The 22,063-nt window shown below is 51.5% G+C and carries 23 protein-coding genes; 9 read left to right on the top strand and 14 right to left on the bottom strand.

Annotated features, from left to right (window positions below; genetic code table 11):
- Positions 1 to 109: 109 nt before the first annotated feature.
- Positions 110 to 355: a DUF1480 family protein gene (locus tag HB631_RS25385; protein ID WP_213993968.1), complete on the top strand. Its 246-nt coding sequence runs from the start codon at positions 110 to 112 to the stop codon at positions 353 to 355.
- 311 nt (positions 356 to 666) lie between these two features.
- Entirely contained in the window at positions 667 to 1,170 is a 504-nt protein-coding gene (locus HB631_RS25380) for a hypothetical protein (protein ID WP_213993967.1), read from the top strand.
- A gap of 467 nt (positions 1,171 to 1,637) precedes the next feature.
- Here the strand turns inward: HB631_RS25380 and fbaB are convergent, their stop codons facing one another.
- Positions 1,638 to 2,690 (bottom strand): class I fructose-bisphosphate aldolase, encoded by a 1,053-nt coding sequence (fbaB, locus tag HB631_RS25370; RefSeq protein WP_213993965.1) that lies wholly within the window; start codon positions 2,688 to 2,690, stop codon positions 1,638 to 1,640.
- A gap of 409 nt (positions 2,691 to 3,099) precedes the next feature.
- Here fbaB and HB631_RS25365 point away from each other — a divergent pair, with 409 nt between their 5' ends.
- Positions 3,100 to 3,360, top strand: a complete 261-nt coding sequence (locus tag HB631_RS25365) for a DUF6429 family protein (protein WP_213993964.1) — start codon at positions 3,100 to 3,102, stop codon at positions 3,358 to 3,360.
- 257 nt (positions 3,361 to 3,617) lie between these two features.
- Here HB631_RS25365 and HB631_RS25360 read toward each other — a convergent pair whose 3' ends face one another.
- From HB631_RS25360 to HB631_RS25350, 3 genes are all read right to left on the bottom strand, one after another.
- Positions 3,618 to 3,902, bottom strand: a complete 285-nt coding sequence (locus HB631_RS25360) for a hypothetical protein (protein WP_213993963.1) — start codon at positions 3,900 to 3,902, stop codon at positions 3,618 to 3,620.
- Positions 3,903 to 3,996: 94 nt separating this feature from the next.
- Positions 3,997 to 4,338, bottom strand: coding sequence for a hypothetical protein (locus HB631_RS25355; RefSeq protein WP_213993962.1), 342 nt, complete (start codon positions 4,336 to 4,338; stop codon positions 3,997 to 3,999).
- 666 nt (positions 4,339 to 5,004) lie between these two features.
- Positions 5,005 to 5,223 carry a hypothetical protein gene (locus HB631_RS25350; RefSeq protein ID WP_213993961.1) on the bottom strand — a complete coding sequence of 73 codons (219 nt, stop codon included), beginning with the start codon at positions 5,221 to 5,223 and terminating at the stop codon, positions 5,005 to 5,007.
- Positions 5,224 to 5,658: 435 nt separating this feature from the next.
- Here HB631_RS25350 and HB631_RS25345 point away from each other — a divergent pair, with 435 nt between their 5' ends.
- Positions 5,659 to 5,856, top strand: a complete 198-nt coding sequence (locus tag HB631_RS25345; protein ID WP_213993960.1) for a hypothetical protein — start codon at positions 5,659 to 5,661, stop codon at positions 5,854 to 5,856.
- A 51-nt stretch (positions 5,857 to 5,907) separates the two neighbouring features.
- On the opposite strand, the gene HB631_RS25340 is transcribed toward HB631_RS25345, so the two are convergent.
- The 5 genes from HB631_RS25340 to ftnA form a co-directional block, all read right to left on the bottom strand.
- Complete coding sequence (locus HB631_RS25340) at positions 5,908 to 6,207, bottom strand: hypothetical protein (RefSeq protein WP_213993959.1); 300 nt, start codon at positions 6,205 to 6,207, stop codon at positions 5,908 to 5,910.
- A gap of 806 nt (positions 6,208 to 7,013) precedes the next feature.
- Positions 7,014 to 7,358 (bottom strand): YebY family protein, encoded by a 345-nt coding sequence (locus tag HB631_RS25335; protein WP_213993958.1) that lies wholly within the window; start codon positions 7,356 to 7,358, stop codon positions 7,014 to 7,016.
- Positions 7,359 to 7,403: 45 nt separating this feature from the next.
- Positions 7,404 to 8,288 (bottom strand): copper homeostasis membrane protein CopD, encoded by an 885-nt coding sequence (gene copD, locus HB631_RS25330; RefSeq protein WP_213993957.1) that lies wholly within the window; start codon positions 8,286 to 8,288, stop codon positions 7,404 to 7,406.
- The gene (gene yobA, locus HB631_RS25325; protein ID WP_213993956.1) at positions 8,289 to 8,660 is read right to left on the bottom strand and encodes a CopC domain-containing protein YobA; all 372 of its coding nucleotides are present in this window, start codon (positions 8,658 to 8,660) and stop codon (positions 8,289 to 8,291) included.
- Between the two features lie 187 nt (positions 8,661 to 8,847).
- Positions 8,848 to 9,363 (bottom strand): non-heme ferritin, encoded by a 516-nt coding sequence (gene ftnA / locus HB631_RS25320; protein WP_213993955.1) that lies wholly within the window; start codon positions 9,361 to 9,363, stop codon positions 8,848 to 8,850.
- A 369-nt stretch (positions 9,364 to 9,732) separates the two neighbouring features.
- Here ftnA and HB631_RS25315 point away from each other — a divergent pair, with 369 nt between their 5' ends.
- A complete protein-coding gene (locus HB631_RS25315; RefSeq protein ID WP_213993954.1) occupies positions 9,733 to 9,960 on the top strand; it encodes a DNA polymerase III subunit theta in 228 nt (75 codons plus the stop codon).
- A 434-nt stretch (positions 9,961 to 10,394) separates the two neighbouring features.
- Positions 10,395 to 11,078 carry an exodeoxyribonuclease X gene (gene exoX / locus HB631_RS25310; RefSeq protein WP_213993953.1) on the top strand — a complete coding sequence of 228 codons (684 nt, stop codon included), beginning with the start codon at positions 10,395 to 10,397 and terminating at the stop codon, positions 11,076 to 11,078.
- A gap of 26 nt (positions 11,079 to 11,104) precedes the next feature.
- Here the strand turns inward: exoX and HB631_RS25305 are convergent, their stop codons facing one another.
- Together HB631_RS25305 and HB631_RS27240 are read right to left on the bottom strand one after the other, a co-directional pair.
- Positions 11,105 to 13,144 (bottom strand): prolyl oligopeptidase family serine peptidase, encoded by a 2,040-nt coding sequence (locus tag HB631_RS25305; protein ID WP_213993952.1) that lies wholly within the window; start codon positions 13,142 to 13,144, stop codon positions 11,105 to 11,107.
- 382 nt (positions 13,145 to 13,526) lie between these two features.
- A complete protein-coding gene (locus tag HB631_RS27240; RefSeq protein ID WP_213993951.1) occupies positions 13,527 to 14,369 on the bottom strand; it encodes a YebF family protein in 843 nt (280 codons plus the stop codon).
- A gap of 230 nt (positions 14,370 to 14,599) precedes the next feature.
- Here HB631_RS27240 and purT point away from each other — a divergent pair, with 230 nt between their 5' ends.
- The gene (gene purT, locus HB631_RS25295; RefSeq protein WP_213993950.1) at positions 14,600 to 15,778 is read left to right on the top strand and encodes a formate-dependent phosphoribosylglycinamide formyltransferase; all 1,179 of its coding nucleotides are present in this window, start codon (positions 14,600 to 14,602) and stop codon (positions 15,776 to 15,778) included.
- Positions 15,779 to 15,812: 34 nt separating this feature from the next.
- Here the strand turns inward: purT and HB631_RS25290 are convergent, their stop codons facing one another.
- Positions 15,813 to 16,454, bottom strand: coding sequence for a bifunctional 4-hydroxy-2-oxoglutarate aldolase/2-dehydro-3-deoxy-phosphogluconate aldolase (locus HB631_RS25290; protein ID WP_213993949.1), 642 nt, complete (start codon positions 16,452 to 16,454; stop codon positions 15,813 to 15,815).
- Positions 16,455 to 16,502: 48 nt separating this feature from the next.
- Entirely contained in the window at positions 16,503 to 17,978 is a 1,476-nt protein-coding gene (gene zwf / locus HB631_RS25285; RefSeq protein ID WP_213993948.1) for a glucose-6-phosphate dehydrogenase, read from the bottom strand.
- A gap of 325 nt (positions 17,979 to 18,303) precedes the next feature.
- Here zwf and HB631_RS25280 point away from each other — a divergent pair, with 325 nt between their 5' ends.
- The gene (locus tag HB631_RS25280; protein WP_213993947.1) at positions 18,304 to 19,173 is read left to right on the top strand and encodes a MurR/RpiR family transcriptional regulator; all 870 of its coding nucleotides are present in this window, start codon (positions 18,304 to 18,306) and stop codon (positions 19,171 to 19,173) included.
- A 233-nt stretch (positions 19,174 to 19,406) separates the two neighbouring features.
- The gene (gene pyk / locus HB631_RS25275) at positions 19,407 to 20,849 is read left to right on the top strand and encodes a pyruvate kinase (protein ID WP_213993946.1); all 1,443 of its coding nucleotides are present in this window, start codon (positions 19,407 to 19,409) and stop codon (positions 20,847 to 20,849) included.
- Between the two features lie 230 nt (positions 20,850 to 21,079).
- On the opposite strand, the gene lpxM is transcribed toward pyk, so the two are convergent.
- Positions 21,080 to 22,036: a lauroyl-Kdo(2)-lipid IV(A) myristoyltransferase gene (gene lpxM, locus HB631_RS25270; protein WP_213993945.1), complete on the bottom strand. Its 957-nt coding sequence runs from the start codon at positions 22,034 to 22,036 to the stop codon at positions 21,080 to 21,082.
- Between the last annotated feature and the right edge of the window lie 27 nt (positions 22,037 to 22,063).

Raw genomic sequence — 22,063 nt, 5'->3', positions numbered from 1 at the left:
CTTTTGCGTGTGGCCGGGGGCTTTGAGCAATTCGTGTGATTTTGGCTATGCTTAATACGTGAGAAGCCAAGGGAAATTGCTCCGGGCATGAAAAATGTAGGGCGTAGCCATGACCAAGACCACAGTCAGAATAGGAAGTTTTAAAGTTGACGATGCGGAATTATCGAGCGGAACAAATCATGCCGTCGAGAATATGCTGAGCATCCCCTGCAAATCGGATCCCGATCTTTGCAAGCAACTGGACGGCTGGGACGAACAAACCAGCATTCCCGCTTTTCTTGACGGCAAAGAGCATGTTCTTTACCGGCAGCATTACGACCATGACAACGACGCCTGGGTCATGCGGCTGGAATAGCCCGACATGAATGCCAATGCCCCTGCCCCTGACACCGGACCAGTGATTCGTCGACTGTCCTTTGAGCGGACGGGGCCGCCGGGAACCCGCTTACACTTCGGTTTGCCACTCCTGACAACGTATCGGCGCGATAATTGAATATGCTGACTTTTAATAAAAAAAAATCAGCCCGAAGGCTGATGACTGAAAATACGTCAGAAATGACTCGTACCGAGGGTAGTGAGGCTATTATAGGACCTGACGCCCCTATAGCGACCTATCACTCCAATAGCCGGCATCCGTCTCAAGAGAAAGGCCAAAGGAGAGATAACGTGATTCAAACGCTGGAAGAGTTGGAACAGGTACGCCGTGAGTGCCGCAAAATGGTGACCCGGCGTGCCGGATTATCCGCCGGGGCGGCGGTCATTCCGATTCCGGGCCTGGATATCGGCACCGATGTTTCATTATTAATGGCTTTATTACCGGCTATCAACGAGAAATTTGGCTTAACGCCGCAGCAAATAGATGCCCTGCATCCGAACCGAAAAAAATACACCCTGGTGGCCATCACCGGCATCGGAAGCCGCGTTATCGGCAGCACCATTACCCGGAAAATCGTCTCACTGTTGCTCAAACGGGTGGGGATCAAAATCGCCGCCAAAACGGCGCTGCGTTATGTGCCGATCGTCGGCCAGGCCGCCGCGGCCGGCTTGAGCTTCAGCGCCATGAAATTTTTGGGGAACGCGCATATCGAGGATTGCTACCAGGTCATAAAGCAGGTGCTGGCGTCGGCGAAGACAGAAGCCGGACCGGTGGTGGAATCGAAGACAATCTGAAGCGGTGGCGGCGTTTGCAAAATTCCCGTAGGGTCGCCCATTGCAATACGTTTTATCCTGCCTGACAAATTCCTCCACATCACCGATTATTTTGTTAAAAAAAGCGCTGGCGAAACTTTAATCATGATCTCAGACAAAGTCGCCGCGTTAAAAATGCCCTAGGATTTTCTTAAGGTTGTCTCTTATAGCGGGGGAATAGCACGTGGAACGTCAACGGGTAGTATCTGAAGATATCCAGTCCGTAGGATATGATGTCGCTCATCGTCTGCTTGAAATAAAATTTCAAACCATCGGGACTTACCAATACCCCGGGGTTTCATTAAATGTTTATCATTCTTTGATGGAAGCGCCATCAAAAAGCGAGTGTTTCAAGAGCCTTATCAAACATAGATACCTGTGCCGAAAAGTAGGTTGAGTTTAGGGTGAACCGGTCGGACCTTCAGGCCCGACCTTTTCATGGATAGCCATCAGGCAATGGTGATGGATTTATCCAGGTAGACGTCCTGCACCGCATTAATCAGGGCGACTCCGTCCTTCATGGACCGTTTGAATGCTTTTCTTCCCATAATCATTCCCATACCGCCGGCTCGCTTATTGATTACCGCCGTACGAATAGACTCCGCCATATCCGTTTCGCCCACCGACGCACCGCCTGAGTTAATCAGCCCGGCGCGGCCCATATAGCAGTTCGCCAGTTGGTAACGCACCAGATCGATGGGATTATCCGAGGTCAAGGTGCTATACACCCGCTCATCCGTGTAACCGAAGTTGATGGCCTTATATCCGCCGTTGTTCTCGGCCAATTTCTGCTTAACGATATCGGCACCGATGGTGGCGGCTAAATGATTGGCCTGGCCGGTCAAATCGGCGCTGGAGTGATAATCCACCCCGTCTTTCTTGAAGGCGGAGTTACGCAGATAGGCCCACAGCACCGTAACCAGGCCCAGTTCGTGAGCGCGCGCAAAGGCGGCGGAGACTTCTTCTATCTGGCGGCGGGACTGCTCCGAGCCGAAATAAATGGTGGCCCCAACCGCTACCGCCCCCAAATCAAACGCCTGATCCACGCTGGCATAAAGCGTTTGATCATATTGGGTGGGATAGCTCAGGGTTTCATTATGATTAATTTTAACCAGAAACGGAATGCGATGAGCATAACGGCGAGAAACCGCCGCCAGCACGCCATAGGTGGAAGCCACGCAGTTACAGCCGGCTTCCAACGCCAGTTCGACAATGTTTTTCGGGTCGAAATATTGCGGATTGGCGGCAAACGACGCGCCGGCGGAGTGTTCCACCCCCTGATCAACCGGCAGGATGGAGAGATAGCCGGTACCCGCCAGGCGGCCTGTGTTATACAGCGTCTGCATGTTACGCAACACCACCGGTGAACGGGCGTTGTCGATCATTACCCGGTCGACATAGTCACCGCCGGGCAGGCACAGATGTTCTGCGGGGATAGTGGTACAGCGATGCTCCAGCAGCATTGCGGCATCTTTACCCAGCAATGATGTAATATCGGTCATGATAGCCTCCTTTGATTGATGCTATACCCTTCATCTTGCGAGCTGCGGCTGTGTTGGCTGCAACTCGAAATCTATTGGGTATAAAGTACGGCATATAACTGTCGACGAGTCATAACGGGGAAACGTTCGCAACGAGAAATTTTCCCTGCTAAGCAGTGCAAGGGTAGTTCTCATCGCCGCCGGTTGCCATAAATAGATCGTAAGCGCGCGTTTTTGAAGCGGGTTCCGGGCGTTTATAGAGCAGTGTCGGTAGGATTCCAGGCTGTCGGCAAATCACCTATGAGCCGGTGATTTTGCTGGTTCTCAATGGACATTTATTGAATTATGATTGCAAAATTGTAATGTATTCAGTGTCGGCGCTGAGATGAATTTTTCGGCGCGCGGTTCAACAAAACTCCGAGGAAACGCCATGAACATCAATACTAATGCCATCGATGAATCCGTCCTTGCGCTGCTCTATCTGACTCTCCACGAATTTGACCGGGCCTGGAAAGGCCATGACTGGGACGCGTTGGACCGGCTCTACGAGCGAGGCCTTATTAGTAATCCCGCCAACAAAACAAAATCCGTTGTATTTACCGATGAGGGCCTGCGAGAATCCGAACGGCTTTTCAAGCAGCTCTTTGTTATTGCTGATGTTAAAGGAAAAAAAGAAAAGAAAGAAAAATAATTTGAATTCAAGACATTAAACCAGCCATCTTGAATCCGGTAACTATAATGAAAAAACCTGGAAAGATGATTACCTATGGGAAATTTTAAGATAAGCAGCAGGCACGTTCCGAATCATGCTCGCCGCCGCCGCTTAGTACGAGTTGCGCGTAGTACGAATAGCGTTTTACGAATAAAGAGTGCGGATAGGGCGGCGGCGAGCAGTTTCAACGACACAGCCGTAAACAAAAACAGAGAAACCGACTACCGTTCTGTCTGTTAAGCGTTGACTTGCGAATGAGCCGCCATTCCCTGGATATGTCGCTTTTCAAAGCTGATTCGTTCTTCTCGATGAAAATAATCACCTGGTTTATCGTGATCATCCGCATTTTCAACCGACGAAATGAAACCCTGGTAAATTCCGTCATGTATGGACGAAATTCTGACGCTTAATCTATATCTTTTTCGAGGTTCTCCTAGGGGTGTTGATACTAAAATCACATGGTCGTTGCGTTTGAAAACGTTACCTAAAGGCAGCGGCGCTTCCTGAAAGTTTTCACCCATGATTTCATTCTCCTATTTTGCCAACATTCGATATTTGGCATTCATTTTCTTGCAGACTTTTTTTGGAAAAAAATCTGCTTGAAAGAGATGTATTCTATTCCTGACGCTTAGGCTTATAAGCTAAATACACTTTTGACTTTTTAAATTCAGCTCTATTATAAGGATAAGCACTTATTATAAAATCAGTAGTCTCTTTTCTTAATACAGTTATTATTGGGAGTTTTTCCCTTATGATCCATTCAATATAAAGTCTATCTTCAAGAGTAGACTCGTTCCCACTACTCAATGTCCATTTATTGATATATGGGAGAACCTCATACCCCTCGTGACGATCAATTTTCGTTACATCAATCTCCCGATTCTGCGGGTCATCACTTGGCTTATGCGTCCACCGATAATCCTTATAAAGCATTGTTTCTTTGGTTAATTCTTCCATTTTAGCCTCATTAGAGTCGTCTAGCATCTCAATTTTTATCGATATGCCCCTCAAACATTTGTACGATACAATGAGCAAGAAAAAACCTTGCAACCTCTCACTTTTCATCATTTAGATGAAATATTTATCATGCAAAGGGTGTCGTCGCTTGAATCAAGTCTTACCGCGTAATGCACTCTGGTAAAATACAACCAATGAATGTGCCTCATGAAGAAAGCGCGTTTACTGAAACTCATATCCTCTTGTCACAAAAAAAGTAATGTAGCCAGCATGTGAAATGGATGTGCTAAAAAATGGTGTTTAGCAGCCGCGGCTTAAACCTGAAGTTCAAAGAAGTCGGGGCGATACCAAGACAGTTCGGCACCGGCTTCGTCTGTTCAAGAATATCGACAATATTAACGACAAGGCGCGGGCCATCGATGTTGAGTAGAATATTTCGCGATGCGGGGTACTCAAACCCGTGCTGGAAAAAATTTTAACAGCTTTGTTTCATGCATTTATCAGACGGTCATCAACCAAAAATTCAAAGGGAGATTTACAGCGATACTATTCCCGGTGTAGGCGTGATATCCAAAGTCTATGACAGAAGTTGCCCAAAGCTATCATCACAGTTTTCACATCGAAGCCCGCCATTGGCGGGCTTGATATCAGCCTTATTTATCATGATCACGTCATTTGAGAAAATAGAGCGTGTTTTCTGACATAGTCATAGAACGGTTTTTCATCCTTGACACCCTCTACCTTTTTATCTTTTTTATAGTCGTTTCCGATTTTTACCAATAACGCTCTGTTGCCTTGGTTTTCATCACGCGCCAAGTGATGACCTAAAAGGTAGTCCACCTTTTTGTCTTGTGAGAAGTCAATAATATCTCCATCTTTTGGCATAATTTTTCCCTTGTGATACGCATCGATTTGGTGCCCTTTAGCTATAGGACAATATTCTGTTCCGCGCCAAGAAAGCGCCGTCAATTTAATTTTTATTCGACGAAGCTAGATTCAATATCAATTTTTCGCTGATATTATTCTTGACGTAATTTTTATGGCATGAAAAATGTTTGTCGGTCATAGCCTGGATGCACTGATAGCATGACGGCGAGCGACAAAAGAAACGGAGCTCCAGACATTTCCTGTAATCCAAAAACTGGTGGTGCTGACGCGATAAAAGCCTCCGCCACATTAGTACTATTCGCATTGCATAGTTTTGCTCCTGAAGCGAGTATTCATATGACATTTCGAAGGAGCTCAGTATGCGACGTTTTTTAATGATGATAGGTATCATTACGTTCAGTGTGGCATTAAGCGGCTGTCTATGGATGCCAGGTGATGGTGGTTACGGTGGTGACGGTGGGCCTGACGGCGGACAGATGGGAGGACCTGGCGGTGGCGGTGGACCCGATGGTGGCGGTGGACCCGGTGGTGGCGGTGGACCCGGTGGTGGCGGCCCTGGTGGCCGTGGCTAAGGCTTCACCGAATTGTGTTTGTGTACAAAGCCCCCATATGGGGGGCTTTTTATCTTGAGCTTAAAACTTTGCTTACGTGTTAAAGAAACCGCCCGGGGGAGGTTATTTCTTAATCAATGGGCTTTACAGGAGGGTCAGATTGATGCAGTAGGTTTTCAATGTCGTACCCTGCCCTTGATTTCAGTATCGCAAGAAGATACGTCCTTCCGCTGTATACGAACCTTTCGACCTTGTGAAATTCCCCGGCTTTTTTGCTTAATTTTTCAGCGATAGAAGGTGCAATAAATTCTAAGAGTGGCTGTATCTTTGCTTTTACATAGACTTGATTTTCTTCCTGTAGCTCTACATACCTTTCCCCATGACGTTTTCCGCCGATGACTAAATAATCCACCCAAAGTTTCTGACTCATGATTGATTCCTTTTTTCATTTATCTACACACAACGCAGTATATTTTAATCATGGCTTAATTTTAGAAGTAGTATGGTGTGCACACTTTCCAGTCGCAGTTTGCGTAACTGTTATGATACTGTAACGGGCGGCATAAGCTGATTGCTTAAATCGCAACACGCCGCAACATAAAAGGGGATGAACTGGTAATGTAACATTGGTGACAGTTTTTGAGTGTTGCCAGAACCGCTCTGCTGAGTCATTTGGTGCCAACCCGCCGTTGTAATTATGCGGCCTGAGCTGACCTTGATAAGCCGTGGTGGAATGTGTGATTGACTACTTAACATCTGCCCGTAGGACACCCCCTCTTCTCACATAATGAGGGGCTTGGCCGGGCAACTCCATGAAGCGAAGTTTGGGGAGGAATTTTCCAGAAGATTACTCAAGCATAAGCCGATAAGATGACCAGTTTATATTTAGACTCGCGAGGGACGGAGTGGGTGGAGATTTAGGCCGGATATCAGATTTCGGACATTTTCGGACAACCGAAAAAATATCCTTTAAAATCAATAAGTAAAAAAAAGACCGAATACGATTCCTATATTCGGTCCAGGGAAATGGCTCTTGGATAGAGCCGTGCGCTAAAAGTTGGCATTAATGTAAGCTGTTTAGTCTTACGTTAATGAGTATAGAAGTTTGTATCGGGTTTTCCATCGGCAGTGTCGCATTAGGCGCCTAATTAATTCACAAAATCATAACTTTGTGATATCACGCACGATTATAATTATTAACACGATTAACTATTAACATAGTAATCACGTAGGGTATTATTGCGGCGTATCGCAAAGCTGCTCGGCGCGGGCCGCGAAGGGAGCAATGCTCATCTTTTGGCCGGGTTTTGCCGGGTCGTCCAGGAGAATGGTTTCGACGGGCACCGCTTTGACCTGACCGGACTGCATTTCGCTGTTGGCCTTTTCATTGAGTGGGTATTGCATCAGGGTGCTCATGTTCAGGGCGAATAATGATCGATCCCCCCGGCAAAGCAGCTGTAGCTCCTCTTTGTCAAAGGCCCATTGTTTGCCGTACTGGAACTTGCTGATAGTCACGATTTGCGCCGCCCCTGCCGATTGGGCAATCAAGGCGAATAAAACGAAGAGAGACTGGATTTTCATGATCAAACCTATTCTTGATTAAAAGCCAAACGCCGAAACGGTTGCCTAGGGTTCCAAGGTGGCAAATATACTCACTAAAATCAGTACCACATTTCCCAGCACCAGCTCCGCCAGGGTTAACATCGTCAAATAACGAATAGCCTGCGGATGGTGGCGCGTCATCATCGGCACGACCCGGTAACGGTTGGTCACCGCCAATAGCACCATTATGACCACCACGGTGATTTTAATCATCAACATGCGCTGATAAAGAGAAGAGAAATCAAGGGGCCATTGCCCGACGATCAGGCAGCTATTGATAATGCCGGTCAATATCACCAGCGCTACCGCGCCATGGGCGCTCTGGGAAAAATGGATCAACGCCCGCATGGCATCGGCACGTGCGGCCTGGCGCAGCAGCGGCAGGCACCAGATTAAGGGGATTAGGCTGCCGAGCCACCAGGCGGCGGAAAAGAGATGAATCACCTGGTTGATTCGTTGCAGAACGCCGCGCAGACCTTGGCTCATGGCGCTGTGGCCGGTGAGGGCCAGGGTAACCAGTAACGCGCTCGCCGCCACCAGAAGTAAGCGCTGGCGCCAAGGGGATAAGTCGGAACGGCCGATAATCAACACGGTGGCGAGGGTAATGGACAGATGCCAGATCCACACCGTGCCGAAATCGGTGTGGATGACCGCCAGCCAGACGCTTGGGCGCAGCGTATCAGGCCACCCCTGCCCCATTTGCCCGCTCTGCAGCGCCAGGATAACCGCGGCGGTCAGCAGGCAAAGCCAGCCCAGCCTTCGTACCGTGCGGGTAAAAGCGCTGCGCAAGCGCTGCCGTAGTCCCGGCGGCGCTAAATACTCGCTAAACAGGGCGATACCGAACAGTTGCATGACTGACGCAACATGAATAAAACGACCGGCCGAAAAACAGGCCGCCAGTGTCAGCATTTATTTGACGTTGAAACGATAGTCGCCCTGGGTTTTATGGCCGTCCACGGAAACCGCGTGCCATTGCACCTGATAGCTTCCGGCTGTCAGCGGCTTTTCAATAGGCACGATGATTTGCGCGGGGTTGGCCGGGTCGGTTTTAATCTTGCCGGTGGGAATAACGGCGTTATCGGGGCCGATGAGCGACAATCCACTGAAACCGGGTTCGATCCCTTCGCTGAAATTGAGCGTCAATGCCTGGGGGGCGGCGGTCATATCCGCGCCGGCCGCCGGATATTGAGATTTAAGATGGGCATGGGCCTGAGCTTGTTGCATACCGAAGCCGACGAGCAACAGTGCGAAGACCGGCAAAGAAATACGTTTCAATGACATCTGCGGCAGTTCCTTAAATTGATGTCGGATCAACCGACGCTATGTCGTCCAAAGCGCCATTATCGGTTTTCCGTCAGTATGTCAGAAACGAAAAAGCCCCGGCAATGTTATTCCGCTTACCTGGACGCAAGCAGATAATAACGATTGCAAGGACTTAAGTCGAGCAAACCCGTGGGAGAATGCGCGTTTAAACCGGCGTGGCGGAGCTATCGCCACCATTCATTTTTTTCAAATCCTGATCGATAAAGAACAGGCCGCTGCTATTGGTATTCACTAAAGAGAGTTTATCCAAAATGGACTTGAAGAGTTTTTCTTCTTCATGCTGTTCGGAAACATACCATTGCAGGAAATTGAAGGTGGAGTAATCCTGTAGGGTCATGGCCGCATGGGCCAGTTCGTTAATCTTGAGCGTGATCATCTGTTCGTGTTCGTAGGTACGCTTGAACAGTTCCGCCAATGAGGCAAAGCCGGTTGGAGGCGCTTCAATGGCACCCAAAATCGGCATGGAGCCGGTGTCGTTGAGATAATCGAACAGTCTGCGCATATGATCCATCTCTTCAAGAGATTGGGTTTTCAAAAATGCGGAGGCGCCTTCATAACCTTTATCGCTACACCAGGCGCTCATCTGCAAATAGAGATTGGCGGAAAAGAATTCCAGATTTAACTGCTCGTTAAGTTTTTTTGCCATTTCTTGTTTTAGCATGGGCCCGTTTCCTGTAATCCGTTAAAAGAATATCTACCCTTTCATTATGCCTAGGTGGTAACAATTTTTAAACCTTAAAGTAACTCAATGAGTAAAATAATAAAATAACTATAACTATCATATAGTTAAAATTAAGACACTGGAAGGAATGTTCTATAATGTACAAAATATTGATTGATAGTGATTAGTATTATGATTAAGAACATAAAATACCTTAAAAATAACGATCTGATTAATAAATCATATTTTAGCCCTATCTTTTAATACAAACGATTATTATTTGTATTGTCAGCTGGCATGACACCTTGCATTTTGACGTCGAGTCCTTTATTTTTAGCTGCGCTCCCAAAGGGGCTTTCAGGAGGGGTGATGGAATATAATTTGGCTAATCTTGACAGCGAAACGATGGACAAGATCAACGTTGATTTGGCCGCTTCCGGGGTGGCGTTCAAGGAACGTTACAATATGCCGGTGGTTGCCGAACAGATTGAACGGGAACAACCGGAGCATTTGCGTGCCTACTTCCGCGAACGGGTGGCATTTCATCGTAAAGCCTCCCTGGGGTTTTCTCGCTTGCCTTATGAACCTAAAAAATGATGTGCCGGCGTTTATCGTCGTCAGTGGTGATGTCCCCCGGCGGTGAGGATAACCAGCATTGCTGTTTTCTTCGCCAGCCCCTGCCGGACGGCGCCTCGTTGAAAATCCGGCTATACTTTAGGAAGGGTTTCGACGGGGTGAAATAGCACGATTTGACTTGATTAACGAGGCCAACAGGCAGTTAATCATGACTGCATTTCCGATTCTTTTACAGAGAGGTAAATCATGAGTAAGGGAATGGATCGTAAGAAAGACGCAAAAAAGAAACCGCAGAAGTCACCTGAAGAAAAGCGTGCCGAAAAGCGCAACAAGAAGGTCCAGCCTGATATCGTTTAAGGCTAACCCAACTTAAACTAAACCCGCATCTGATGCGGGTTTTTTGTTTTTGTCGATGAGGTCATAATAGGGCCTTCATTCTTAAGATAGGAAAAACCATGCCCTTTCGTGTCATCGATACAGAAACCTGCGGCCTCGACGGCGGCGTGGTGGAAATCGCCTCGGTGGACGTCATCGACGGAAAACTCGCCAACGCAATGAGTGACCTGGTCAATCCTGACCGGCCGATTGGGGTCGAGGCCATGGCTATCCATCACATCACCGAAGAGATGATTGAGGATAAACCCCGGATCGCCAAGGTCATCGGACGTTATCACGGCAGTCCCTATTATGTCGCGCACAATGCCGCCTTTGATCGCCGTATGCTGCCCGAAATGCACGGTCAGTGGATTTGTACGGTTAAATTGGCGCGCAAGCTGTATCCCGGTTTGAAATACAGCAATCAATATTTGCGCTACGCCCTTAATTTATCGGTTACGGTGCCGGAGGGGCTGTATCCTCATCGCGCCCTGTATGACTGTTACGTCACCGCGGCGCTGCTGATGAAAATCATCAATGATTCAGGCTGGAGCGCGGAACAAATGGCGGCCATGAGCAATGAAGCCACGTTGGTGACCACGTTGAAGTTCGGTAAATACCGGGGACAATCCATGGAGCGTATCGCCCGGGAGGACCCGGGCTATCTTAACTGGATGCTGAAAAACCTGAAGGATTTATCGTCGGATATGCGTTACAGCATTAACCATTTTCTCACCGCGACGTCCCGAGACCGGGACATTTGACGGCAACGGTCTTTTACCGGCATGGGTTATTCCACCAGGGAAAGGATAAAAGCATATTCCATCGATACGCCTTCATAGCCCTTGAAACGGCCTGATTTACCGCCATGGCCTGAGTCCATGTCGGTACAGAGCAGCAGCAGATGGTCGTCGGTTTTATTGGCCCTGAGCTTGGCAACCCATTTGGCCGGTTCCCAATATTGTACCTGGGAATCATGCAGGCCGGTGGTCACCAGCAGGTGCGGGTAGGCCTGGGGTTTGATCTGGTCATAGGGACTGTATTGCTTCATGTAGTCGTAATACGCCTTCTCTTCCGGATTGCCCCATTCATCATATTCGCCGGTAGTGAGTGGGATGGACTCATCCAGCATGGTGGTGACCACATCTACAAACGGAACCTGCGCCACCACGCCTTTAAACAGATCAGGCGCCATGTTGATAACCGCGCCCATTAACAGCCCGCCGGCGCTGCCGCCCATGGCAAAGGCCTGTTTGGTATCGCCGTAACCCTCGGCAAGCAGCGCCCGGCTGACATCGATGAAATCGTTGAAGGTGTTCATTTTATTGAACAGCTTGCCGTCGTCATACCATTGCTGGCCGAGTTCGCCGCCGCCGCGAATGTGCGCCAGGGCAAAGACAAAACCGCGATCCAGCAGGCTGAGCCGGCTGGCGCTGAAATCAGGGTCCATGCTGCTGCCGTAAGAGCCGTAACCGTAGACCAGCAGCGGGTTATGCCCGGCGTTGAACAGATCCTTACGGTACACCAGCGAGACCGGAACATCGATCCCGTCACGGGCGGCAATCCAAAGCCGTTCGCTTCGATAATTTTCCGCCTCGAAATTCTTGACCTGGGATTGTTTAAGCAATGTGCGCTCGCCGGTATCCATGTTCAGTTCAAACAGCGTGGTGGGCGTGGTCATGGAAGAGTAGCCATAACGCAGCCATGCCGTTTCCGGGTCAGGATTGTATGCCAGCCAGGTCACATAGGTGGGGTCATCAAATGCGATGCCCTTTTCTTCGCCGCTTTGCCAATGGATCTGGCGCAGGCTGGTGAGTCCTTGATGGCGCTCTTCCAGTACCAGCCAGTCGCGAAACAGCGTGAAGCTCTCCAGCACCACGTCGTCCCGGGCCGGAATCAGGGTTTCCCAAAAGGCTTCATCCGCGGTCTCGCTGCGGTAGAGGGCGAAGTTTTTACCCTCCCGATTGGAACGCAGGTAAAAATGTCCCTGGAAATGATCCAGCGAATATTCATGATCGTGGCGGCGCGCCAGGAACAACTGCGGCCGGGCATGGGGATCTTCGGCGTCCAGCAGCAGGATTTCGCCGGAAGTGGTGCTGCCCAGGGCAATGATGATGTAGCGTTCGGAGGTGGTTTTATGAACGCTGACATAAAAGGAGTCGTCTTCCTCCTCGTAGATCAATTCGTCATGCTCGGCGGCGGTTCCCACCTTGTGGCGGTAAACCTGGTAGGGCAACAGCGTTTTTTTATTTTTACGCACGTAATACAGGTATTGGGAATCGTTGGTCCATTCAAAGCTCGACGACGCGTTTTCGATAACTTCCGGATACCAGGAATCCTTTGCCAGGTTTTTGAAACGAATGCCGTAAAGCCGCCGCGACAAAAAATCTTCGGCGGCGGCGATAATCGTATTGTCCGGACTGACCTCCAGCGAACCCATGGTGTAGAACTCGCTTTGAGCCGCGCGTTTGTTGCCGTCAAGCAGAACCTCCCACTCGTCATTTTCGCCCAGATCCGCCGACTGGCGGGTGTAGACGGCATATTCGTTGCCCTCTTCATAACGGCTCTGATAGCGATAACCGCGCCGAACGTAAGGCACGGATCGGTCCTGTTGGGGAATACGCTCAACCATTTCTGTGAACAACTTGTGGCGCAGTTCTTCATGGCCGGTCATCATGGCCTCGCCGTAGGTATTTTCTTTGGCAAGGTAATCAAGCACCGCCGGGTCTTCGCGCTTATCATCGCGAAGCCAGTAATAATCATCCACTCTGGTATCACCGTGCATCTGGAGGCGGTGAGGTCTTTTATCGGCTACTGGAGGAAAAATCATACATACCCTTCCTTAATTCTGCATAAGAAACAGAGTGGCACGAATATTCCAGGATGCCAAGCGGTGCCGGGCCACATGTGATGCGTCGGGGGTATTAAGGCCCGGGAAGCCGCCGGATTCACCTCCATGACACCGGGGAATCCGGCGGCTTCCGGTTTATACCCGTCATACTTCAAGTTACAGATGCGTTGGCAATACTCGGCCCCTCCCTGGCCTCGCCCCTTCGGGGCCGCTGCAAGCAGCGTTCAAATCTGCTCCAGGCAGATTTGTCCTCACTCACCCCAGTCACTTACCTGAGTAAGCTCCTGGGGATTCGCTGCGTCGCCGCCTTCCTTCAACTCGAATTATTTAGGGTATTGAGACGATCAATGGGAAAATTAACTCATTTACCCAAGGTATAGCTGATGACGCCTTTCTGGCAGTCAAGGGTAACGCCGTAGCTGCGATCGGCGGTTTGGCCACGGATTTTTAACGGTGCCTGCCAGCTGTCGCCGGTACCCGTCACCTCTTCCGGATTAATCCAGGCCACAATTGTGTCGCCCCCCAAGGCCTGTTTATCATCGGCAAACCGTGGGAAGCGGTTTTGGGTATAATCCTGCTGGATCAATTCCGCCACCTGTGTGGCATTCAAATCCGGGCAAGGCGCCACGGCGAAGGTCTGTACCGGCGGATTTTTGGCGCCGGCGGTTTTAGCTTTCTCCGCGGCGGCGGCTTTGACTTTCTCCGCAGCGACGGTTTTGGCCGAGGACGATTTCTCGTTGCCGGCCTTTTTGACCGGAGCCGGTTTGGTCGGCGCGGGAGGGTTCTGGGCTGGAGCCGGGGATTGAGACGGCACGGGAACGGCATTGGAGTTTGCCGGAGGTTGAGCCGGCGCGGCATTGCCCGCCGGAGGCGTCTGAGGCGCAGGAGACGGTGCGTTGTTGTCAACAGGCGGCGTCTGAGGCGCAGGTGGCTGAGCCGGCGCGGTGTCCGCAGGCGGCGTCTGGGACGCCGCGGCAGGCGCGCTACTTTGCCCGCTCGCCGGTTGCTGCGGGGTGGCGGTGGCGTCCGGCGTGGTTTGCGACTGGTCTGCGGTTCCTTGAGCCACAGAGCCGGTGTCGGACGCTGACTGGGTGGCGGTGGGTGCCGCCGTGCCCGACTGAGCCTGATCGGCCGCCGTTACAAGGGGGGATAATACCAATCCCAGCACCAATGCTCCCAGCAGACCGGGTCCCGTTTTATGCATAAAGCCTCCACATGTACTGTTTTTCCGTGTTTCAGGGTATTAGATGATAATAGCCTGTTAAAATTCGCTTGAGAAAGGGATTTATAGCAGCCGTTGCAAAAGATGACACTTTAACCGTTTGGCTTAGCCATTGATACAAAGAGGTTTACCGGCATGCTACTTGGTCCTGCTGCATAGGCAAACGTTTTCGTTTATACTGCGCGCAATTTTTATCAGGTCAGGGGAAAAAAATGGTAACTATCGGAACCGCATTACGTCCCGGCGCAACCAAAGTCATGCTGTTGGGTTCCGGCGAGCTTGGCAAAGAGGTGGCCATTGAATGTCAACGGCTGGGGGTGGAGGTGATTGCCGTCGATCGTTATGCCGATGCCCCGGCGATGCATGTGGCCCATCGTTCCCATGTGATTAATATGCTGGACGGCGACGCGCTGAGAGTTCTTGTCGAGCGGGAACAACCGGATTTTATCGTACCGGAAATCGAAGCCATCGCCACCGATATGCTGGTTACCCTTGAACAGCTCGGCCACCACGTTGTCCCCTGCGCCCGCGCCACCCGGCTGACCATGAACCGCGAAGGCATACGCCGTCTGGCGGCGGAAACCCTGGGTCTGCCCACCTCCGCCTATTGTTTTGCCCAGGATCCGGATGAGCTTTTACAGGCCGTGGCGACTATCGGCTATCCGCTGATTATCAAGCCGGTGATGAGTTCCTCCGGCAAGGGCCAAAGCCTGGTGCGGGATGCCGATACATTGGACGCCGCCTGGCGTTATGCACAGCTCGGCGGCCGTGCCGGCGGCGGCAAGGTGATTGTGGAGGGACTGGTGGAGTTCGATTTTGAAATTACCGTGCTGACCGTCAGCGCCGTCGACGGTATTCACTTTTGTCAGCCCATCGGCCACCGTCAGGAAGACGGTGATTACCGGGAGTCCTGGCAGCCGCAGTCCATGAGCGCCCTGGCCTGGCAACGGGCGCGGGAGATCGCGGAAAAAGTGGTTACCGCCCTCGGCGGCCTGGGCCTGTTCGGCGTCGAGCTGTTTGTGCGCGGCGATGAGGTGATTTTCAGCGAGGTTTCGCCCCGCCCGCACGATACCGGCATGGTCACCTTGATCTCCCAGGATGTATCGGAATTCGCCCTGCACGTGCGGGCTTTTTTGGGACTGCCGGTGGGTACCGTCCGGCAATACGGTCCGGCGGCCTCGGCGGTAATTCTGCCTGAGCTGGAGAGTGATAATATGACGTTCAGCGGCCTGGAGCAGGCGCTATCCAATGGAGCGCAAATCAGACTGTTCGCCAAACCGACCATCAGCGGCAAACGCCGTCTCGGTGTGGCCCTGGCCATGGCGGATAGGGTTGAAGACGCCGTGCGCGACGCTAAAGCTGCCGCAGCGGCGATTAACGTGCAGGGATAAGAAGGGGAAGGCTCCCATTAGGGAGCCTTTGTTATTATGCTTTAGCGCCGGCGACCGCTTCTTTCGCCAGTTCGGTGATGCGCGCGTAGTCACCCGCTTCCAGGGCATCATTGGGCACCAGCCAGGAGCCGCCGATGCACAGCACACTTTTCAGCGCCAGGTAATCGCGGTAATTTTTCGGTGAAATCCCGCCGGTGGGGCAGAACCGGATCTGGGAGAACGGTCCGGCAATGGCTTGCAGCGCTTTTACACCGCCATTGGCTTCGGCCGGGAAGAATTTGAACTCCCGTAAACCGTATTCCATGCCCAGCATCAGTTCGGACACGGTAGCGATACCCGGAATCAGCGGGATATTGCCTTCGGTGGCGGCTTTCAACAGCGGTTCGGTTACCCCGGGGCTGATGATAAACTGCGCGCCGGCGGCGGTGACTTCAGCCAATTGCTGAACATTGGTGACGGTGCCAGCGCCCACGATGGCTTCCGGTACTTCTTTGGCAATAGCGCGAATGGCATCGATGGCGCACGGGGTGCGCAAGGTCACTTCCAGCACCCGAACGCCGCCGGCCACCAGAGCCTTCGCCAACGGCACCGCCTGTTCCAGCTTATTGATAACAATAACCGGCACGACCGGGCCCGCTGTCAGGATGGTTTCCGCGCTTGTTTTCCAATTCTTCATTACTTGGTGTCTCCTGTCTTGCCTGTAAGGCAACAATAATACGTTAACTTATTCGAATTCATTCCAGGAGCGTCCGTCACGGGTTATCATGGCCACCGAGGCCACGGGGCCCCAAGTACCCGCCTGATAGGGTTTCGGCGCTTCATTGTCCGACTCCCAGGCTTCCATGATGGAATCAACCCATGTCCACGCTGCCTCCACTTCATCACGGCGAACAAAGAGTGCCTGGATGCCGCGCATGGTTTCCAGCAGCAGCCGTTCATAGGCGTCCGCCAGATGCTCCTGGTTGAAGGTCTCGGTGAAGCTCAGATCCAGTTTGGTGGTTTGCAGGCGATGCTTGTGATCAAGACCAGGGACTTTATTGAGGATTTGAATATCCATCCCTTCGTCCGGCTGTAGACGGATGGTCAATTTGTTTTGCGGCAACTGTTGATAGGAGTCGCGGAACAAATTAAGCGCCGGATCCTTAAAGTAAATCACCACTTCGGAACTTTTGGTGGGCAGGCGTTTACCGGTACGCAGGTAAAAAGGAACCCCCGCCCAGCGCCAGTTGTCGATATCCACCCGGATTGAAACAAAGGTTTCGGTATGGCTGGCTTTGTTGGCCCCTTCTTCTTCCAGGTATCCCGGTACTTTTTTACCCTGGACAAACCCCGCGGTATATTGTCCCCGTACGGTGGTGTCGCGCACATTGTTATGATCAATGGGCCGTAGGGAACGCAAGACTTTCACTTTTTCGTCGCGAATGCGGTCGGTGGTTAAATCCGACGGCGGCGACATGGCAATCATGGTCAGAATCTGCAGCAAATGGCTTTGAATCATATCGCGCATCTGGCCGGCTTTATCGAAATAGCCCCAGCGCCCTTCAATGCCCACTTCTTCGGCCACGGTAATCTGCACATGATCGATGGTGCGATTATCCCAGTTGCTGGCGAACAGCGAGTTGGCAAAACGCAGCGCCAAGAGGTTCAGCACGGTCTCTTTACCGAGATAATGGTCGATACGGTAAACCTGGCACTCTTTAAAATACTGCGCCACCTGATCGTTGATGACCTTGGAGGAGGCCAAATCGGTACCAAGAGGTTTTTCCATAACGACCCGGCTTGGCTCTTTATTGAGTCCGGCTTCCCCCAGACCCTGGCAAATGGCGCCGAAGGTATTGGGAGGCATGGCGAAGTAATTGATGGTTACACGGTTTTCCTGGTCGAGCTTTTCGCCCAGGCGGGAAAAATGTTTGGTTTCATTCACATCGAGATTACAAAAATCCAGGCGCGCGCTGAGCGTCTTCCAGAGCTTTTCGTCGATAGTCTCTTTCATGAAGGTTTCCAGCGCTTCGCGAACCACCTTGGTATAAGCTTTCACGTCCCAATCGGCACGGCCTACCCCGATAATGCGGGTTTCTGGGTTGATGGATCCGGCTTTCTCCAACTGATACAACGAAGGCAACAGTTTTCTCCGGGCCAAATCGCCCTTTGTGCCGAAAATCACCAAATCGCATGCCTGGGCAATGGATGTTAACGCCATGTTCCTCTCCTCGTGCAGGATGTTTGTAATTTTATTACATTTTAAAAGGTTTTATTTGACGCCAACCAGTTAATCACCAGAAAGATCGCTTAAAATCACATTTTTTAGCATGACACATCTTACTTACCGCGAACAAAATGTAATTTACAAACAATAATGTCAATATATTACACTTCTGAAAGTTAGACACGGGTCATAGTCTGGTAAAAAACTCGTTGCGTTCGCCGGATTCGCTGCCTTTGCCTCCCGGCTCGTAGTATATTTTATCAAATCAGTAATAATTTCTCCTTTGTGTGAAATCGGTTAAATCCATGAGCAATTCATTATGAACATGCTGGAAAAGATTAATAGCCATATGGAGTTGCTGAGTAAGTCTGAACGTAAAGTGGCGGAAGTCATCCTTGCCACACCCCAGACCGCTATTCATGCCAGCATCGCCATCCTGGCCCGAATGGCCGCTGTCAGCGAGCCCACAGTTAACCGTTTTTGCCGTCGTTTGGATACTAAAGGTTATCCTGATTTCAAATTACAGCTTGCTCAGAGTTTGGCTAATGGTACACCTTATGTAAACCGCAATGTGGATGAAGACGACAGCGTCGATTCCTATACGCTGAAAATTTTCGAATCCACCATGGCCAGTCTGGAGCAGGTAAAAACCCGGTTGGATATCGCCGCCATCAACAGGGCGGTGGATTTGCTCACCCAGGCAAAAAAAATCTCCTTCTTCGGTCTGGGGGCTTCCGCCGCGGTCGCACATGATGCGATGAACAAGTTTTTTCGCTTTAATATTCCCATTGTCTATTCCGAGGATATTGTCATGCAGCGCATGAGTTGCATGAATTCCAGCGAAGGGGATGTGGTGGTGCTGATATCCCATACCGGCAGAACCAAAATGCTGGTAGACCTGGCGCAACTGGCGCGCGAGAATGATGCAACCGTCATCGCGGTAACCTCGCCTTACTCACCGCTGGCCCGTGAAGCTTCACTGACGCTGGCCCTGGATGTGCCCGAGGATACCGATGTCTTCATGCCGATGATATCGCGGATTGCGCAATTAACGCTGATAGATGTCCTGGCCACCGGCTTTACCTTGCGCCGCGGGGCCAAATTCAGGGATAACCTGAAGCGGGTCAAGGAAGCCTTGAAGGAATCACGCTTTGATAAGGTAGATTCCGCAGCATATAAATTTGATTAGTACGGTATTATATGAAAAATAACCTCTCTCTGGGTTACTAAAAAAGCTACTAAAAAAGCTACTAAAAAAGCTGCGACAAAAGCTAAGGAAAAAGCTTCCGAAGCCAAAAAGATGAGAGATTCAACACAGCCGGATCAGTTCAAATCCGCGACCGGTAATGACCGTGAACCGCGGTGAAAGGATGATACGACGTTTTTGCTACACCAATACTGCCCAAGTCAACGGAGTTATCCATGTCCAGACGGCTCAGAAGAACCAAAATTGTAACCACGCTGGGGCCAGCCACCGACCGTGACAATAATCTTGAAAAAATTATTGCCGCCGGCGCCAATGTGGTTCGCCTTAATTTTTCCCACGGGACTGCTGACGATCACCTGATCCGGGCCAACAAGGTACGCGAGATCGCCGCAAAGTTGGGACGGCACGTGGCGATACTGGGGGATCTACAGGGGCCCAAAATCCGCGTGTCCACGTTCCGCGAAGGCAAAGTGTTCCTGAGCTTGGGCGACAAGTTCATACTTGACGCCAATCTGGGCAAGGGCGAAGGCGACAGGGAAAGGGTCGGCATCGATTATAAAGGGTTGCCCGCGGATGTGGTGCCCGGCGATGTCCTGCTGCTTGATGACGGACGTGTACAGCTGAAAGTGCTGGAGGTTCTCGGCTCGCAGGTCTTTACCGAGGTCACCGTGGGCGGCCCGTTGTCCAATAATAAAGGCATCAATAAAATGGGCGGTGGACTGTCGGCCCCGGCTCTGACAGAAAAAGACAAGCTCGATATTCTTATCGCCGCAAAAATCGGCGTGGATTATCTGGCGGTTTCTTTCCCGCGTACCGGGGAAGATCTTAATTACGCTCGCCGCCTGGCACGCGATGCCGGCTGTAACGCCAAAATTGTTTCCAAGGTGGAACGCGCCGAAGCGGTGGCCAGCGATGAAGCCATGGACGATATCATCCTGGCTTCAGATGTGGTCATGGTGGCCCGTGGCGACCTGGGGGTGGAAATCGGCGATCCGGAGCTGGTGGGTATCCAGAAGAAATTGATCCGCCGCGCCCGTAAATTGAATCGCGCGGTGATAACCGCCACCCAGATGATGGAGTCAATGATCACCAACCCGATGCCCACGCGCGCCGAGGTGATGGACGTGGCCAACGCCGTGCTGGACGGTACCGACGCGGTGATGTTATCCGCCGAAACCGCCGCCGGGCAATATCCGGCGGAAACCGTGGCCGCCATGGCCAGGGTCTGTCTTGGCGCCGAAAAAATCCCCAGCATCAATGTGTCGAAGCACCGTCTGGACGTGCAGTTCGATAACATCGAAGAAGCCATTGCCATGTCCAGCATGTATGCGGCCAATCATCTGAAAGGGGTGAGCGCCATTATTACGCTGACGGAATCCGGCCGCACGCCGCTGATGATGTCTCGTATCAGCTCTGGTCTGCCGATCTTCGCCTTGTCCCGGCATGAACATACGCTGAATCTCACCGCGCTGTATCGCGGCGTCACGCCGGTGTATTTCAATAGCGACGGCGATGGGGTGTTTGCCGCCACCGAGGCGGCTAATCTGCTGAGGGATAAGGGCTTTTTGATGTCCGGTGATTTGGTGATTATCACCCAGGGTGATGTCATGAGTACCGTGGGCACCACCAATACCAGCCGGATCCTGCGGGTGGAGTAAGCGGATTTTATGACTGTGCCAAAATAGGGAAAGTGCCTGGCCGGGACAAAGTGCTGGATCGTAAACACGCCGTGAATCCGTCCCTGGAGGCTCGATCCGCGCCATCCCTGGCGCGGACGGTTTACTCTTCCAGCATGTTGTCCTGGCCTTATTGACTCCAAGTAGCTTTGTCGACAATCTGAAACCGGCATTAGCCGGCTTTTTTTTGTCCGCTTGCCGCCGCGCCGTGATTAGCGTTTATAGGGATCCGGGTCGCCGGGTTTGCGGGTTTTGAGTAATTTTAGGATCCAGGTGTATTGTTCCGGGTTCGGCCGCACCAGTATTTCGACTTCTTCATTCATTCGACGGGCGATATCACGATCGCTGGCATCGGCGATATCATCCATCGGCGGGCGAATATGGATGTCCAATTCTCCGGTTTTGCTGTTGTACACCGGAAAGAGAGGAATCACCGCCGCCCGGCAGATCTTCATCATGCGCCCGATGGCCGGCAGGGTGGCTTTATAGGTGGCGAAAAAATCCACAAACTCGCTGTGTTCAGCGCCGTGATCCTGATCGGGCAGGTAATAGCCCCAGTAACCATGGCGGATTGAAAATATAAAGGGTTTAATACCGTCGTTACGGGCGTGCAGGCGACCGCCGAAACGACGGCGCACCCGGTTCCACATATAGTCCACCAGCGCATTGCGCTGATTGTGGAACATCGCCGAGACCTTTTGGCCGGTTGAGGACATGAGAATGGCCGGCACATCCACCGCCCAGCCATGGGGCACTAGAAAGATGATATTGCGCTGCTCGGCCTGTGCCGCCTCTATAACTTCCCTGCCGTGCCAAATGACCTTCTTTTGCAGCCGATCGGGGCTGCGGCAGGCCAGTTCAGCCAGCAACACCGTTGATTGCGGCACCATGGCAAACATGCCGTCAATGATGTTTTCCCGCCGGTCATCGGGCAGCTCCGGCAGGCAGTAGCGCAAGTTAACCCGCGCGCGATGACGGGCCCCCTTGGCCACGCGTCCCACCAAGCGTCCCATCGCGCCCAATATCGGATCCCGCAAGCGGGCCGGCACAAATGCCGCGCCGGTAATCAACGCGATGGCGCACCAGACACCCCAGTAACGGGGTAAGAAGAACTCCCTCTTGAACTCAGGGACAAATTCCACCACGGTGGTTTTATTATTCTTTTCCATGCAAATCTCAACTGTCTTTGGTCTACT

Origin of the sequence: Sodalis sp. dw_96 (assembly GCF_018449575.1) — a bacterium.
GTDB lineage: Bacteria > Pseudomonadota > Gammaproteobacteria > Enterobacterales > Enterobacteriaceae > Acerihabitans.
This window is presented reverse-complemented; position numbering and strand designations above follow the sequence as displayed.

Coding starts and splice junctions, on each gene's coding strand:
- HB631_RS25305 (WP_213993952.1), bottom strand. CDS start 13,144: ATGATTTTTCCTCCAGTAGCCGATAAAAGACCTCACCGCCTCCAGATG.
- HB631_RS25340 (WP_213993959.1), bottom strand. CDS start 6,207: ATGAGTCAGAAACTTTGGGTGGATTATTTAGTCATCGGCGGAAAACGT.
- HB631_RS25360 (WP_213993963.1), bottom strand. CDS start 3,902: ATGGGTGAAAACTTTCAGGAAGCGCCGCTGCCTTTAGGTAACGTTTTC.
- exoX (WP_213993953.1), top strand. CDS start 10,395: ATGCCCTTTCGTGTCATCGATACAGAAACCTGCGGCCTCGACGGCGGC.
- HB631_RS25315 (WP_213993954.1), top strand. CDS start 9,733: ATGGAATATAATTTGGCTAATCTTGACAGCGAAACGATGGACAAGATC.
- HB631_RS25350 (WP_213993961.1), bottom strand. CDS start 5,223: ATGCCAAAAGATGGAGATATTATTGACTTCTCACAAGACAAAAAGGTG.
- purT (WP_213993950.1), top strand. CDS start 14,600: ATGGTAACTATCGGAACCGCATTACGTCCCGGCGCAACCAAAGTCATG.
- HB631_RS25355 (WP_213993962.1), bottom strand. CDS start 4,338: ATGGAAGAATTAACCAAAGAAACAATGCTTTATAAGGATTATCGGTGG.
- zwf (WP_213993948.1), bottom strand. CDS start 17,978: ATGGCGTTAACATCCATTGCCCAGGCATGCGATTTGGTGATTTTCGGC.
- lpxM (WP_213993945.1), bottom strand. CDS start 22,036: ATGGAAAAGAATAATAAAACCACCGTGGTGGAATTTGTCCCTGAGTTC.
- yobA (WP_213993956.1), bottom strand. CDS start 8,660: ATGTCATTGAAACGTATTTCTTTGCCGGTCTTCGCACTGTTGCTCGTC.
- fbaB (WP_213993965.1), bottom strand. CDS start 2,690: ATGACCGATATTACATCATTGCTGGGTAAAGATGCCGCAATGCTGCTG.
- HB631_RS25365 (WP_213993964.1), top strand. CDS start 3,100: ATGAACATCAATACTAATGCCATCGATGAATCCGTCCTTGCGCTGCTC.
- copD (WP_213993957.1), bottom strand. CDS start 8,288: ATGCTGACACTGGCGGCCTGTTTTTCGGCCGGTCGTTTTATTCATGTT.
- HB631_RS27240 (WP_213993951.1), bottom strand. CDS start 14,369: ATGCATAAAACGGGACCCGGTCTGCTGGGAGCATTGGTGCTGGGATTG.
- HB631_RS25335 (WP_213993958.1), bottom strand. CDS start 7,358: ATGAAAATCCAGTCTCTCTTCGTTTTATTCGCCTTGATTGCCCAATCG.
- HB631_RS25385 (WP_213993968.1), top strand. CDS start 110: ATGACCAAGACCACAGTCAGAATAGGAAGTTTTAAAGTTGACGATGCG.
- ftnA (WP_213993955.1), bottom strand. CDS start 9,363: ATGCTAAAACAAGAAATGGCAAAAAAACTTAACGAGCAGTTAAATCTG.
- HB631_RS25280 (WP_213993947.1), top strand. CDS start 18,304: ATGAACATGCTGGAAAAGATTAATAGCCATATGGAGTTGCTGAGTAAG.
- pyk (WP_213993946.1), top strand. CDS start 19,407: ATGTCCAGACGGCTCAGAAGAACCAAAATTGTAACCACGCTGGGGCCA.
- HB631_RS25290 (WP_213993949.1), bottom strand. CDS start 16,454: ATGAAGAATTGGAAAACAAGCGCGGAAACCATCCTGACAGCGGGCCCG.